Genomic DNA, 15,080 nt, shown 5'->3' with positions numbered 1-15,080 from the left:
CGGTCAGCCGAGCGTCATGCGGCGCAGCACATTGCTCTTCCAATAGAACTGATGGACGAGCGCGCCGGCGACGTGGGCGGCGATCAGCCCCCAAAGAACGATCTTCAAGACATCCGCGTGCACGAAGCCGGCGGGATTGATGCCGAAATAGTAAGCGGCGATGCCGGAAAGCGGCAGCGCGAAGAGCAGGATATAAAGCGCCGCATGGGCGAGCTTTGCCCCTAGACGAAAGATCGCCGGCTCCTGCGAAACCTCAGGCGGCACACCCTGCATAAAACGCAGACAGAGCCTGAGGACGGCAAGCAGCAGAATGGCGATGCCGACGTAGGCGTGAATATTCGCCGAGGCAATCTGCTCGGGCGTCGGAACCTCGCCCCTGCGAACGAGGCGGTGCCAAATATTCATCCCGTCGGGAAACAGCAGATTGAAGAAGATCAGCAGCGCCACGGCCCAGTGGAGGAAACGTTGGCTGAGACTGTAACTCAGGATGGACGGCTGCTGCATTCCTGATCTCCCCCGATGCTCGAACTTTGCGATATGAGACAACTAAAACAGCCGCTTGCCTCTCGGCAAGCGGCTGCGCGCTTCATTACGAAGATGTAAGATTACATATGGATCGGCTTGAAGAAGGTCGCGAGTGCAGCCTCCTTGACCGCTTCGGACATCGTCGGATGTGCATGGCAGGTCCGACCGAGATCTTCCGATGAGCCGCCGAATTCCATCAGCACGGTGATCTCGTGGATCATCTCGCCGGCACCGAAGCCGACGATATGGCCGCCGAGCACGCGATCGGTCTCCTTGTCCGCGAGGATCTTGACGAAGCCGTCGGTCGCCAGCATTGCGCGGGCGCGGCCGTTTGCGGTGAAGGGAAATTTGCCGACCTTGTAAGCGATGCCCGCCGCCTTCAGTTCCTCCTCGGTCTTACCGACCGAGGCGACCTCCGGCTGGGTATAGACGACGCTCGGAATGACCTCATAATTGACGTGGCCATGCTGACCGGCGAGAATTTCGGCGAGCGCCACACCCTCGTCTTCCGCCTTGTGCGCCAGCATCGGACCCTTCACCACGTCGCCGATCGCATAGATGCCGGCGACATTGGTCCTGAAGTGGCCGTCGATCTCGACGCGGCCGCGATTGTCGAGCACGACTCCTGCCTCTTCCAGGCCGAGGCCTGCGGTATAGGGCTTACGGCCGGTGGCGATCAGCACGACTTCGGCGTCGAGGGTCACCGCGTCACCGCCCTTGACCGGCTCGAATGTGACCTTGGCGCCCTTGCCGCCCTTCTCGACGCCGGTGACCTTGGCACTGAGGTTGAAATCGATGCCCTGCTTGGCAAGCATGCGCTGGAACTGCTTGGAGACCTCGCCGTCCATGCCGCCGAGGATGGTGTCGAGATATTCGACGACCGTGACCTTCGCGCCGAGACGCGACCAGACCGAGCCGAGTTCGAGGCCGATGACGCCGCCGCCGACGACGATCAACGTTTCCGGCACCTTTTCCAGTGCGATGCCGCCGGTGGAGGAAATGATGGTCTTTTCATCGATCTCGACCTGCACGCCGGGAATTCCGGCGACGTCGGAGCCGGTGGCGATGACGATGTTCTTGCCCTCGATCTCCTGCGCCGTTCCATCCTCGGCGGTGACGGAAACCTTGCCGGCCGAAACGATCTTGCCGGTACCCTGGAAAGCGTCGATCTTGTTCTTTTTGAAGAGGAAGGCGACGCCGTCGACATTCGCCTTCACCGTCGCATCCTTGTGCGCCATCATGTTGCCGAGGTTGAGCGTCGGCGCCGGCACGTCGATGCCAAGCGCGCTTAATCCGTGGCCGGCCTGATGGAACATTTCGGAAGCATGTAGCAGCGCCTTCGACGGAATGCAGCCGACGTTCAGGCAGGTGCCGCCATAAGTCGCGCGCTTTTCGACGACGGCGACCTTGAGGCCGAGCTGGGCTGCCTTGACGGCGCAGACATAGCCGCCCGGGCCGGTTCCGATAATGATCACATCATGAGACATTACTTTTTCCTTTGAATTTATCGATTAGTCGACTCGCGCGACAGCGCCAGGCGGAAGCCGAAGGCTACGAGTGCCGCTCCGGTGATGCGGTTGAACCATTTGCCGCTGGCGATGAAGCGGTCACGGATCGCCTGACCGTGAAGAAATAGAAGACGCCGGCAAACAAGGCGACCAGCGCCGTCGCCATGCCGATGCCGTAGGAAAAACTGGATAAGGACAGGCGTATCGTGATGCACGAGCGTATACTGCATGCTGTTTTTACCCGTCTTTCTAGCGGCCGCCGCTCACGTTGAGGATCGCGCCGGTGACATAGGAGGCGGAAGGAGAAAGAAGATAGAGGATAGCGTCTGCCACCTCCTCGGCCGTGCCTGGACGCTGCATCGGGACCGACGGTGCCATTTCGCGGGCCCGGTCCGGCAGTCCGCCCGAAGCATGCAGATCGGTTTCGATGATACCGGGTCTGACGGCATTCACACGAATACCCTCGGCTGCGACCTCACGCGCGAGCCCGACGGTGAAGGTATCGATCGCCGCCTTCGAAGCCGCATAATCGACATACTGTGTGGCCGAGCCGAGGATTGCCGCCATCGACGAAACATTGACGATCGCGCCGCCCCGCCCACTATGACGGCTCGACATGCGGCGAACGGCCTCTCCCGCGCACAGGATGGAGCCGGTCACATTGACGCGCAGCATCCTTTCGACCCGCTCCATCGACATCTCATCGACCCGCTGCGGATAATCGACAATGCCGGCATTGTTGACCAGCCCGTCGAACCGGCCGAAATGACGGTCGACCGCTGCAAACATCGCGGCGATATCGGCAGCCTTGCCGACATCGCCCTGGATCGCCACGGCCTCGCCGCCGGCCTCGGTGATCGCCGCAACGACAGCCTCCGCCGCCTGTCGGCTGGAGGCGTAATTCACGGCGACGCGCCAGCCCTGGCGCGCGGCGAGCCGGCAGACCGCGGCGCCAATACCCCGGCTGCCGCCGGTCACGAGAACAACAGGTGCATCACTCATGTCGCACACTCCTTGAAAGTCAGCACGTCCCACGGCGCCACCGAAGCCTTGCCCTCGCCCCAGGCGCTCGATTCACGAATGTCGGGACCAAGGCCGGGAAGCACGAGCTTTTCGGCCGCCGCCGCGCCCTCCGGCTGCAGATTGTCCATCTCGCCCTGGGCATTCATACCGTAGACGGCGCCCTGCCAGACGGTGCATGCATCGAGGTCGGCGCCGGTCGCGTCTCCCTCCGGGCAGTTGAACATCAGGATGCCGATCGCCCGCACCGGATCTTCCGATGGCATCACGTAGCCTTCCATGACGACGGATGTCTCGAGCGCATTGACCTTGAACTGGTTGCTGGCGGCAGCCGAGGGAGAATTCAGCGGTATAAAACGCAGTTCATAGGCGCCGTCACGGTCGACGTAAACGGCGTGCTCCTGTTTGCAGTCGGCGGCGAACGCGGCAACCGGAGTGGTGAAAACCGCGGCGGCTGCAATTGCAGCCACGCCTTTCCGCCCTGCCATGATCCCGATCGACCCGCTCATTGCACCATCGCCTCTCGCCGTCCATCGGCATTCTCGATCACACCAAAATCCGTCAACAGCACCAATGGACGACCGTCCTTGTCGAGGCCCCAGAGGACAGGATAGACACCGTCGCCCCAGCCGCTCCAGAACACAGCGACGTTGCCCTTTTTGCCGGCAATCGGCCGGTGCAGCGCATAGTGGTTCTTGTTGGCATCGAGGTCCGAAGCCAGCACGTCATCATAATAGTTGATGTCGACGCCCGGCTTCTGCGCCTGGACCTGCGCTTCACGCTCATCGATCAGATCAAGCGTATCGGCATCCATGTAGCAGCCGATGCCGGCATCGACGGGATAGCCGAAGATCTCGTCATCCTTCAGCATCGCCGGGTCCTGCCCGGGAAGGACAGCTAGCTCCCAATGATCGGGCTTGCCCTCGGCAAACCGCATGCTGGCCGCCGCGACGCGCCCGAAGGCCCGGTAGAGCGTCACCGGATAGTCGCCCGGCGCAACCGTTCTTGCCAGCGCCGGACGATCCGGCTGAGCAAGCGGATCGGCAGCGACAATGCGCCCCGACGTCAGCTCGACATCGCCCATATGGACCACGTCGATCGACCGGCTGGAGAGTTCGGCATCATCAAGCGCCACCAACTCGAAATTGCTGCTGGCCTTGCCGACATCCCAGCCGGCAGCCGACGCGGAGACCGGCGCATGCGCGACGGCAGCGCAAAGAAGAAGGCGCGCCGCTCGCATGACCCGGTTCCGCATCGAAATGCTCCTTAGAGATCGAGAACCAGACGTTCCGGATCTTCGAGGCTCTCCTTGACACGCACGAGGAAGGTGACCGCTTCCTTGCCGTCGACGATACGGTGATCGTAGGACAGCGCCAGATACATCATCGGACGGATGACCACCTGGCCGCCGATTGCAACCGGCCGCTCCTGGATCTTGTGCATGCCGAGAATGCCGGACTGCGGCGCGTTGAGGATCGGCGAAGACATCAGAGAACCGTAGACGCCGCCATTGGTGATGGTGAAGGTGCCGCCCTGCATGTCGGCCATAGCAAGCGAGCCATCACGGGCCGCCTTGGCAAGGCGGCCGAGTTCCTTCTCGATTTCGGCGATCGACATCTGGTCGGCGTCGCGGATAACAGGAACGACGAGGCCCTTGTCGGTGCCGACGGCCATGCCGACATGGCAGTAGTTCTTGTAGATGATGTCGGTGCCATCGATCTCGGCATTGACTGCCGGCAGTTCCTTCAGGGCATGCGTCACCGCCTTGGTGAAGAAGCCCATGAAGCCGAGCTTGACGCCGTGCTTCTTCTCGAAAATGTCCTTGTACTTGTTGCGCAGGTCCATGACTGCCTTCATGTCCACCTCGTTATAGGTGGTCAGCATGGCGGCGGTGTTCTGCGCGTCCTTGAGGCGCTTGGCGATCGTCTGGCGCAGGCGCGTCATCTTCACGCGCTCTTCGCGTGAGGCATCCTCGACCGTCGACGGGCCACGCGCTGCAACCGGCGCCGCTGCCGGTACGGCCGCCGGAGCGGAAATGCCCTTGGCGACGGCGGCGATGACATCGCCCTTCAGCACCTGGCCGCGTTTGCCGCTGCCGTCGACCTGATCGGCGGAAAGATTGCTTTCGGCCAGCATCTTCGCAGCCGCCGGTGCCGGCGGCATGGTGGGGACGGAAGCACTCGACGACGATGCAGCGGCACCAGCAGCTGGCTGGGCCGCGGCAGCCGGGGCTGGCTGGGCGGGAGCGGCCGGTGCGGCAGCAGCCGGCGCGGCGGCGGCGCCGGCACCTGCGGAGATCTGGCCGAGCAACGCACCGAGGCCGACGGTCTCGCCGGCGGCAGCGACGATTTCCGAAAGCGTGCCGGAGACGGGCGCGGGAACTTCGATGGTCACCTTGTCGGTTTCAAGCTCCAGAATCGGCTCGTCGGCCTTGATGGCGTCGCCGACCTTCTTGAACCAGGTGCCGACGGTTGCCTCGCTGACGGATTCACCGAGAGTTGGAACGCGGATTTCTGTGGCCATTGTTCAAATCCTGATTTCGTGTGTTTTCGTTTATGCGTTTCAGACGGCGGGCGGCCGCAAAATGATCGAGGGCATTAGCAGGATATCGAAACGGAAACCGAGACCGGAAGCGATGATGGGATCGCCGTCGGCAAGCGCTTGTGCCGCCGCCTGATCCTCGACTTCGACGACTGCCATGCCGAAGGCGCCTTGACCCTCGAACACGGGACCGACGACAATTGCCGATCCCGCAAGGGCCTGCCGATGCCAATATTCGACATGGCGTTTCATCGCCGCCATTTCCTCCCCCGTCCCGTCGTGCGGAAAAGTGGGGCGCGGCGGCAGCAGTCTCAGAAAGAAGTAAGCCATTGCGCCCCCCCTTGATTTAGCCGCCCAATGCATCCTCGAGGAATGCGGCGAGCTGCGACAGATGCTTCGACATCAGGCCCGTCGCCGGCGAGGCAGCGGCCGGACGGCCGGTATAGCGGACGCGCTGGTATTTCGCATCGATATGGGCGAGCACCCATTCGAGGAACGGGTCGATGAACGACCATGCGCCCATGTTCTTCGGCTCTTCCTGGCACCAGACCATCTCGGCATTGCGGAAGCGCGACAGCTCGTTGATCAGCGCCTTTGCCGGGAACGGATAGAGCTGCTCGACGCGCAGGAGATAGATGTCGTCGATGCCGCGTTTTTCACGCTCTTCGAGAAGATCGTAATAGACCTTGCCGGAGCACATGACGACGCGGCGGATCTTGTTGTCCTTCTGCAGCTTGATCGGGCCGTCCTTGATCACCTCGGCATCATCCCACAGCAGGCGGTGGAAGGCGGATTCACCGGCCAGTTCGGCAAGTGTCGAGACCGCTCGCTTGTGGCGCAGCAGCGACTTCGGCGTCATCAGGATCAGCGGCTTGCGGAAGTCGCGCTTCAGCTGCCGGCGCAGGATGTGGAAATAGTTCGCCGGCGTCGTGACATTGGCGACCTGCATGTTGTCTTCCGCGCAGAGCTGCAGGAAGCGTTCCAGGCGAGCCGAGGAGTGCTCCGGACCCTGACCTTCATAGCCGTGCGGCAACAGGCACACGAGGCCGGACATGCGCAGCCACTTGCGTTCGCCCGAGGAGATGAACTGGTCGAAGACCACCTGCGCGCCGTTGGCGAAATCGCCGAACTGCGCTTCCCAGAGCGTCAGCGCATTCGGGCGGGCGAGCGAGTAGCCGTATTCGAAGCCGAGCACGGCCTCTTCCGAAAGCATCGAATTGATGACTTCGTAGCGGGCCTGCGTCGGCGAAAGATTGGCGAGCGGAATGTAGCGTTCCTCGGTCTCCTGATCGTAGAGAACAGAGTGACGCTGCGAGAAGGTGCCGCGTTCGCAATCCTGACCGGACAGACGGATCTTGTGGCCTTCCAGGCAGAGCGCGCCAAAGGCGAGCGCTTCGGCCATCGCCCAGTCGAGGCCCTCGCCCGTGGCGATCATGTTGGCCCGGTTTTCCATGAAACGCTGGATCGTGCGGTGCGCATTGAAGCCTGCCGGGATTTCCGAGAGCTTGCGGCCGATCTCCTTCAGCGTCTTCATCGGCACCGCGGTCTTGCCGCGGCGCTGTTCGTCGGCATTGTCGGCCGTGCGCAGGCCCGACCACTCGCCATCCAGCCAGTCGGCCTTATTCGGCTTGTAGTGCTGGCCGGCGTCGAACTCCTGCTCGAGATGCGCGCGCCAGTCGGCCTTCATCTTCTCGACTTCGCCTTCGGTAACCAGTCCCTCGGCGACGAGGCGGGCCGCATAGAGCTGCAGCACGGTCTTGTGGCCGCGGATCACCTTGTACATCTTCGGCTGCGTGAAGGACGGCTCGTCGCCTTCATTGTGGCCGTAGCGGCGATAGCAGAACATGTCGAGTACCACAGGCTTGTGGAACTTCATGCGGAATTCGGTCGCGATCTTGGCTGCGTAGACGACCGCTTCCGGATCGTCGCCGTTGACGTGCAGGATCGGTGCTTCGATCATCTTGGCGACGTCGGACGGATAGGGCGACGAGCGCGAGAAGGCCGGATTGGTGGTGAAGCCGATCTGGTTGTTGATGATGACGTGCATGGTGCCGGCAACACGGTGGCCGCGCAGACCGGAAAGACCGAGGATTTCGGCAATGACGCCCTGGCCGGCGAAGGCCGCATCGCCATGGATCAGCAGCGGCAGAACCTTGGCGCGTTCGGAAAGCGGAATGATGTCGCCCTCCCACACCGTAGCGCTCATGTCCTGCTTGGCGCGAGCCTTGCCCATCACCACGGGATCGACGATTTCCAGATGCGATGGGTTCGCCGTCAGAGACACGTGTACCTTGTTGCCGTCGAATTCGCGGTCGGAGGATGCACCGAGATGGTACTTGACGTCGCCCGAGCCTTCGACTTCATCGGGTGCGTAGGAACCGCCCTTGAATTCGTGGAAGATGGCGCGGTGCGGCTTGCCCATGACCTGCGAGAGCACGTTAAGGCGGCCGCGATGGGCCATGCCAAACACGGCTTCCTTCAGGCCGAGATGACCACCGCGCTTCAGGATCTGCTCCAGAGCCGGGATCAGCGATTCGCCGCCATCCAGGCCGAAGCGCTTGGTGCCCTTGAACTTGACGTCGAGGAACTGCTCGTAGCCTTCGGCTTCGACGAGTTTCGAAAGGATCGCCTTCTTGCCCTCAGGCGTGAAGGCCACGCCCTTGTCCGGGCCTTCGATGCGCTCCTGGATCCACGCCTTCTCTTCCGGGTTGGAGATATGCATGAATTCGACGCCGAGCGTCGAGCAGTAGGTGCGCTCGAGGATCTCGATCATCTCGCGGATGGTCGCGTATTCCAGGCCGAGCACGTTGTCGATGAAGATCTTGCGGTCGTAATCGGCTGATGTGAAGCCGTAATTTTCCGGCGACAGCTCGCGATAATCATCGACGGTGGCGGCGATTCCGAGCGGGTCAAGCTTGGCGTGCAGGTGGCCGCGCATGCGGTAGGCGCGGATCATCATGATGGCGCGGACGGAATCGCGCGTCGCCTGCAGCACGTCGGTGCTGTCGGCAGGCTTGCCCTCGGCTGCGGCCTTGGCCTTCACCTTCGTCTCGATCACCTTCTCGACGATGCCCCAGTCGCCGTCGAGAGCCGACACCAGATCGCCGCCGGCTGCCAGAGGCCAGTTCTTTCTACGCCAGGAAGCTCCCTTTGCCGCCTTTTTCACATCGGCAGGATCGTCTTCCAGCGCCTTGAAGAAGGCGCGCCATTGATCGTCGACTGACGCAGGGTCCTCTTCGTAGCGCGCATAGAGTTGCTCGATATAGGCCGCGTTGGCGCCATCCAGAAACGAGGTGATCTGAAACTGCTCGTTGGCTTCTTGCCGTGCCATGGTGATATGCGAACGCTTCCGTCCGCCTCCTGACTTTGATGATTTTGCCGGATCGATCGCCGGCTGCCGCATTCCGATCGCCGCCTGTCCGCGGCGCATCTGCTGCTCTCGTATGCAAGCCGGGCGAAGGCGCAGATGCCGTTCCTCCGCCCGGTCTATAGGCGGCTTCAGCCCTTCAGGACTTCCACCAGCGTCTTGCCGAGGCGGGCCGGAGACGGAGACACCTTGATGCCAGCCGATTCCATCGCTGCGATCTTCGATTCAGCGTCGCCCTTGCCGCCGGATACCACGGCGCCGGCATGGCCCATGGTGCGGCCCTTCGGTGCCGTACGGCCTGCGATGAAGCCGGCCATCGGCTTCTTGCGGCCCTTCTTGGCCTCGTCCTTCAGGAACTGGGCTGCGTCTTCTTCAGCGGAGCCGCCGATTTCGCCGATCATGATGATCGAAGTCGTGGCTTCGTCGGCGAGGAACATCTCGAGCACATCGATGAACTCGGTGCCCTTGACCGGGTCGCCGCCGATGCCGACGGCCGTTGTCTGGCCGAGACCTTCGTTGGAGGTCTGGAAGACGGCTTCATAGGTCAGCGTGCCCGAGCGGGACACGATCCCGACCGAACCCTTGCGGAAGATCGAGCCCGGCATGATGCCGATCTTGCATTCTTCCGGCGTCAGGATGCCCGGGCAGTTCGGCCCAAGCAGGCGCGACTTGGAGCGGTCGAGGCGAGCCTTCACGCGCACCATGTCCATGACCGGAATGCCTTCGGTGATGCAGGTGATGAACGGTATCTCGGCGTCGATCGCTTCGATGATGGCATCGGCAGCGCCCGCCGGCGGAACATAGATGACGGTCGCATCGGCGCCGGTCTTTTCCTTGCCCTCGGCAACGGTCGCGAAGATCGGCAGGCTTTCGCCCTTTGCGCCGGTCCAGGTTTCACCACCCTTCTTCGGGTGGATGCCGCCGACCATCTGGGTGCCGTAATAAGCGAGCGCCTGTTCGGTGTGGAACGTGCCGGTCTTGCCGGTCAGACCCTGAACGAGGACCTTGGTGTCTTTATTGACGAGAATAGACATTCTTTCCGATCCCTCAAAATTAGCCGTTGATCGCCGCGACGATCTTCTTGGCCGCATCGTCCAAGTCGTCAGCCGCCGTGATCGCGAGACCCGACTCGTTCAGGATCTTCTTGCCGAGCTCGACATTGGTGCCTTCAAGGCGCACGACGAGCGGAACCTTGAGACCGACTTCCTTGACCGCGGCAATGACGCCTTCAGCGATGACGTCGCACTTCATGATACCGCCGAAGATGTTGACGAGAATGCCCTCGACCTTCGGGTCTGCGGTGATGATCTTGAAGGCCGCAGCGACCTTCTCCTTGCCGGCGCCGCCACCGACGTCGCAAAAATTGGCCGGCTCCTTGCCGTACAGCTTGATGATATCCATCGTTGCCATGGCGAGGCCCGCGCCGTTGACCATGCAGCCGATATTGCCGTCGAGCGCGACGTAAGCGAGGTCCCACTTGGAAGCCTCGATTTCCTTGGCGTCTTCTTCGGTCTCGTCGCGCAGCGCCCGGACGTCGTCGTGACGGAAGAGCGCGTTGCCGTCGAAGGACATCTTGGCGTCAAGAACCCGCAGATGGCCATTCTTCATGACGATCAGCGGATTGATTTCGAGAAGGGACATGTCCTTCTCGTTGAAGGCCTTGTAGAGCAGCGGGAAGAGCGACTTGGCGTCTTCTGCGGCAGCACCTTCGAGCTTGAGAGCGGCGGATATCTTGGCGACGTCGGCAGTCGTCACGCCGACTTCCGAATCGATGGCGATCGTCTGGATCTTTTCAGGCGTATCGTGCGCGACGGCCTCGATGTCCATGCCGCCTTCGGTGGAGACGACGAAGGCGACCTTACCGACCGAACGGTCGACCAGCAGCGAGCAGTAGAGTTCGCGTTCGATGTCGGCGCCGTCTTCGATGTAGAGACGGTTGACCTGCTTGCCGGCTTCGCCGGTCTGCGCAGTCACCAACGTGTTGCCGAGCATCTCCTTGACGTTGGCAACGACGTCTTCGATCGACTTGGCGAGACGTACGCCGCCCTTGGCTTCCGGCGACAGCTCCTTGAACTTGCCCTTGCCGCGGCCGCCCGCATGGATCTGGCTCTTGACCACGTAAAGCGGGCCGGGAAGCGACTTGGCGGCCGCCTCGGCTTCTTCGACCTTGAGAATTGCCACACCCTCGGCAACCGGCGCGCCATAGCCCTTCAGCAGAGCCTTGGCCTGATATTCATGAATGTTCATGGGTCTATCCCTGTTTCGATTACTTCAGCGCCGATTACTTCAGGGCAGGCGCGATGTTGATGCAGGCTTCGCACAGACCGGCGACAGCGGCCACCGACTTGTCGAAGGCTTCCTTCTCAGTCTTGTTGAGATCGATCTCGATGACGCGCTCGACGCCGCCGGCGCCGATGACGGTGGGAACGCCGACATACATGTCCTTGACGCCGTATTGGCCGGTCAGATGGGCCGCGCAAGGCAGGACGCGTTTCTTGTCTTTGAGATAGGATTCGGCCATTTCGATCGCCGAGGCAGCCGGCGCATAATAGGCTGATCCGGTCTTCAGCAGGCCGACGATCTCGGCGCCGCCGTCACGGGTGCGCTGGATGATCTCTTCGAGGCGCTCCTTGGTGACCCAGCCCATGGTGACGAGGTCGGTGAGCGGAATGCCGCCGACCGTCGAGTAGCGGGCGAGCGGCACCATCGTGTCGCCGTGGCCGCCGAGAACGAAGGCCGTGACGTCCTGAACGGAGACGTTGAATTCCTTGGCGAGGAAGAGGCGGAAGCGCGAGGAGTCGAGAACACCTGCCATGCCGACGACTTTGTTGGCCGGAAGGCCGGAAAACTTCTGCAGCGCCCAGACCATGGCATCGAGCGGGTTGGTGATGCAGATCACGAAGGCGTTCGGGGCATACTTCTTGATGCCGGCGCCGACCTGCTCCATGACCTTGAGGTTGATACCGAGAAGATCGTCGCGGCTCATGCCCGGCTTGCGCGGGACGCCGGCGGTGACGATGCAGACGTCGGCGCCTTCGATCGCCGAATAGTCGCTGGCGCCGGTCAGATTGGCGTCGAAGCCTTCGACCGGCGAGGACTGTGCGATGTCGAGGCCCTTGCCCTGGGGGATGCCGTCGGCGATGTCGAAGAGGACGATGTCGCCCAGTTCCTTCAGGCCGGCGAGATGCGCCAGTGTACCACCAATCATGCCAGAACCAATGAGTGCGATCTTGTTACGCGCCATTTCGCTGTTTCCTTTGCGATCAAATCCGTCGAACGACGCTGCAAGGCCGCTCAATGACGCAATCGCATAGACCCAAAGGCTAAAAATGGCAATCCATTAATTTTGATGCAGCGTTTTCAATCGTTTAGATGCCAAAATTCTTACGTAAACGTAACACATTTTGTCGCAGTGCTGTTATTCAGCGGCGCGTTTCTCATGGTGCAGTGCAAGATATTCCGCGCTCCGCATCTCGAACAGGCGCGATGCCGTGCGATCGAATTCAAAGCTCTCGGTGCCCCGACGGTTGATGAGTAAGTCCTCCGGCAACGCCGCCGCCGAAATGTAAAGCCGCACGGCATGATCGTAGAGCGTATCGACCAGAATGATGAAACGCTTGATCTGGTTCCGCTTCTCCGGCCCGAGCAGGGGAACGTGATCGAGGAACACGGTGTCGAAGCGTTCGGCAATGGCCAGGAAGTCGGCGGCCCCGAGCGGCTTGTCGCAGAGATCGGCGAAAGAGAAGCGCGCCATCCGGTCGGCGGCAAGCGGCACGTGGATGGAGCGCCCCTTCATCGGAATATCGAGCGGCTGCGCCTTGCGCCCATGCAGCGCCTGTGTCCAGGATGCCTCCATCGCCATGTCATTATGTTCGTTGATCGGCACGAGATAGACCGGTTGGCTGTTCAGCTTCTCCATCCGGTAGTCGGTCGGCGAATCCAGTGTGACGACATCGACATGTTGCTTGAGCAGAGCGAGGAAGGGCAGGAACAGGCCGCGATTGAGCCCATCCTTGTAGAGATTGTCCGGTTCGACATTCGAGGTCGCCACCAGCACACATCCCCGCGCGAAGAGTTCGGAAAACAACCGCGACAGGATCATCGCGTCGGCAATGTCGGTGACGGTGAATTCATCGAAGCAGAGCAGTTCCGCTTCATCGTAGAGGGCTGCGGCGACCGGCGGCATCGGATCGGCCTGCTTCGTCTCGCCGTTCTTGAGCTTCAGCCGGTGTGCCGCGATACGGTTGTGCACATCCGCCATGAATTCATGGAAATGCGCCCGGCGCTTCTTCCTGCACGGCGCCATGGCAAAGAACATGTCCATCAGCATGGTCTTGCCGCGTCCGACGCTGCCGTGAATGTAAAGCCCCTTGATGCCGTCGGCGGCTTTCTTCTTCTTGGCAAACAACCAACCGAGCGCGCTCGCTTTGGCCGCCGGCCGCAGCTGCTTCAGCCCGGCAAGCACCCGATCCAGGCTTTTGGCCACCTCCATCTGGGCGGAATCGACCTGCAACGCACCAGCAAGCGTCAGCGATTTGAGCTGTTCGCAAACGCTGAGCGTATAATCTGGCATTGGCTGCATGAGGGCACGTCCGCCTGTCGGTCATCAGCGGCGCGCCGCCGGATCGTTACCGCGCGGTTGGTTTACCGGCTGAGGCTGATCTGCTGACCTGTATTCGTCTGGCCCTGGAAGCGATTGTCGGCCGTCTTGTAGACGCTGCCGATCTGGTTGCCCGAACGATCCTTGAGCAGCACCTGCTTGCCGGCGACCTCCCAGGAGCCCATCGCCGTCAGCTCGCCGACGCAGCCGCGCGTGCCGCCACGCGACCCGCTGCCGAGATTGGTGAGCGTCAGGAACATGTCGCAGCTGCCGTTGACGCGCCAGCTTCCGACCATTGATTCCTTGGTGACGTCGAGCGCATTCGCTGCCATGGCGCCGGACTGCGCCCCAGGCATCGGTGCAGTCGCCGTCGGCGCGGCCGGAAACTGCGAGCTGCCGGTCGGCGGCGGAAGCTGGCCGCCCTGCACAGAAGGCACAGGCTGCGCCGTCAACGGCGCCGGTCCGGCGTTCGAGTTGGAGCTATAATCATATGCCGTACGCTGACAACCGGCTAGCGCGAGAGCCACCACCAGACCTGTCATCGCATATCGCAACTGCATCATCATACTCCTGAATTCGGCTATCGCCGCAAAGAACGGGCGTGAGACAAGTCCGATTATCGTAATTCGCTTTGGTTAATCAAGTCGGGTTGCAGAAATTGCCCGTGACAACACCTAACCGAAAAACGATACAGTTCAACTGCCCTGCTGCAAAACTTCCTGCACATAGAATTTGTCAGCAAGGTGTTGCGCACCCTCATCTCTGGCAGGATTTCTGCCAAACTCCCGCAATGTCTCGGAATGGTGCTCGAATGAGCTCCGCAGGAATAACCGCACCGGCTCCGGCGGCAGACCTTCCCCCATCTCATGGGTCTGCTTCTTAACATGCACGAGATCGAGAATCGCCGTCCGGACTTCCGGCGCAATGGAGATCGCCCCGAGGCATTCCAGCATATTCATCGGTGGCAGCGCGCGGAACGAACTCTGCCGCATCCATTCGAGCGCGATGGCCGGACGCACGGCGTAAAGCAGCTTCTTCAGTCTGATCGTCTCTTCGCCGTGGCCTTGAAAATGTTGCCGCATGAGCCCGACATAATGTGCGGCAACCTTCTCCGGCACCATGATCAGATCGAGCAGCGCGCCGAGGCGCAAGCGAAAGCCCGCTTCCTCCTCATAGACGATCGGCGATTTCAGCCATTCGACCACTACTGCGTTCCCCTTCAAAGCGAGCCGGAGCGCCTTGCGCAGATCCCAGCCGCCCGTATCGATATCGCCGACGATGGGAAACTCGATGACGTCGCGTGCTGAAACAAGTGCGAGATGATGTTCGACAGGACGGATATAGATAAAGCGGCAATCATAATCGCTGTCGGGAGACGGAAAGCCCCAAGCGCGGCTGCCGCTTTCGACCGCCAGACCGATGCGGATGCCCTGCTCCCGCACGGAGGCGAGCCGCCACCTGATCTCCGTGACGGCTTCGGGATCGAAGCCGTCCAATCCGCTAGTGGCATGCATACCGA

At 61.7% G+C, this 15,080-nt stretch carries 14 protein-coding genes and 1 pseudogene; all 15 read right to left on the bottom strand.

The window, feature by feature from the left end:
* Positions 1-3 precede the first annotated feature (3 nt).
* A complete protein-coding gene (locus tag AC13QO_RS08185; RefSeq protein ID WP_085779697.1) occupies positions 4-504 on the bottom strand; it encodes a cytochrome b in 501 nt (166 codons plus the stop codon).
* A 101-nt stretch (positions 505-605) separates the two neighbouring features.
* Positions 606-2,012 (bottom strand): dihydrolipoyl dehydrogenase, encoded by a 1,407-nt coding sequence (lpdA, locus tag AC13QO_RS08180; RefSeq protein WP_488540406.1) that lies wholly within the window; start codon positions 2,010-2,012, stop codon positions 606-608.
* Between the two features lie 17 nt (positions 2,013-2,029).
* A pseudogene (locus AC13QO_RS08175) lies at positions 2,030-2,266 on the bottom strand (LysE family translocator); the annotation flags it as partial.
* A gap of 16 nt (positions 2,267-2,282) precedes the next feature.
* The gene (locus AC13QO_RS08170; RefSeq protein WP_488540405.1) at positions 2,283-3,035 is read right to left on the bottom strand and encodes an SDR family oxidoreductase; all 753 of its coding nucleotides are present in this window, start codon (positions 3,033-3,035) and stop codon (positions 2,283-2,285) included.
* Positions 3,032-3,562 (bottom strand): hypothetical protein, encoded by a 531-nt coding sequence (locus AC13QO_RS08165; RefSeq protein ID WP_488540404.1) that lies wholly within the window; start codon positions 3,560-3,562, stop codon positions 3,032-3,034. Before AC13QO_RS08165 ends, AC13QO_RS08170 begins: the two co-directional genes overlap by 4 nt.
* Positions 3,559-4,308 (bottom strand): DUF4241 domain-containing protein, encoded by a 750-nt coding sequence (locus AC13QO_RS08160; RefSeq protein WP_488540403.1) that lies wholly within the window; start codon positions 4,306-4,308, stop codon positions 3,559-3,561. Before AC13QO_RS08160 ends, AC13QO_RS08165 begins: the two co-directional genes overlap by 4 nt.
* An 11-nt stretch (positions 4,309-4,319) precedes the next feature.
* Complete coding sequence (gene odhB / locus AC13QO_RS08155) at positions 4,320-5,576, bottom strand: 2-oxoglutarate dehydrogenase complex dihydrolipoyllysine-residue succinyltransferase (protein WP_488540402.1); 1,257 nt, start codon at positions 5,574-5,576, stop codon at positions 4,320-4,322.
* Between the two features lie 39 nt (positions 5,577-5,615).
* A complete protein-coding gene (locus AC13QO_RS08150) occupies positions 5,616-5,924 on the bottom strand; it encodes a YciI family protein (protein ID WP_488540401.1) in 309 nt (102 codons plus the stop codon).
* A gap of 16 nt (positions 5,925-5,940) precedes the next feature.
* The gene (locus AC13QO_RS08145) at positions 5,941-8,925 is read right to left on the bottom strand and encodes a 2-oxoglutarate dehydrogenase E1 component (protein WP_085780223.1); all 2,985 of its coding nucleotides are present in this window, start codon (positions 8,923-8,925) and stop codon (positions 5,941-5,943) included.
* Between the two features lie 167 nt (positions 8,926-9,092).
* Complete coding sequence (sucD, locus tag AC13QO_RS08140) at positions 9,093-9,995, bottom strand: succinate--CoA ligase subunit alpha (protein ID WP_008528022.1); 903 nt, start codon at positions 9,993-9,995, stop codon at positions 9,093-9,095.
* A 19-nt stretch (positions 9,996-10,014) separates the two neighbouring features.
* Positions 10,015-11,208: an ADP-forming succinate--CoA ligase subunit beta gene (sucC, locus tag AC13QO_RS08135; RefSeq protein ID WP_488540400.1), complete on the bottom strand. Its 1,194-nt coding sequence runs from the start codon at positions 11,206-11,208 to the stop codon at positions 10,015-10,017.
* 34 nt (positions 11,209-11,242) lie between these two features.
* Complete coding sequence (gene mdh / locus AC13QO_RS08130; protein ID WP_004679265.1) at positions 11,243-12,205, bottom strand: malate dehydrogenase; 963 nt, start codon at positions 12,203-12,205, stop codon at positions 11,243-11,245.
* A 174-nt stretch (positions 12,206-12,379) separates the two neighbouring features.
* Positions 12,380-13,543, bottom strand: coding sequence for a cell division protein ZapE (gene zapE / locus AC13QO_RS08125; protein WP_285195348.1), 1,164 nt, complete (start codon positions 13,541-13,543; stop codon positions 12,380-12,382).
* A gap of 62 nt (positions 13,544-13,605) precedes the next feature.
* Complete coding sequence (locus AC13QO_RS08120) at positions 13,606-14,121, bottom strand: protease inhibitor Inh/omp19 family protein (protein ID WP_088391343.1); 516 nt, start codon at positions 14,119-14,121, stop codon at positions 13,606-13,608.
* A gap of 135 nt (positions 14,122-14,256) precedes the next feature.
* Complete coding sequence (locus tag AC13QO_RS08115) at positions 14,257-15,075, bottom strand: nucleotidyltransferase domain-containing protein (protein ID WP_488540399.1); 819 nt, start codon at positions 15,073-15,075, stop codon at positions 14,257-14,259.
* Positions 15,076-15,080: the final 5 nt, after the last annotated feature.

It is taken from the genome of Rhizobium sp. CNPSo 3670 (assembly GCF_057784555.1).
Note: the sequence above shows the minus strand (reverse complement) of the source record. Positions and strands in the feature narration are given on the sequence as shown.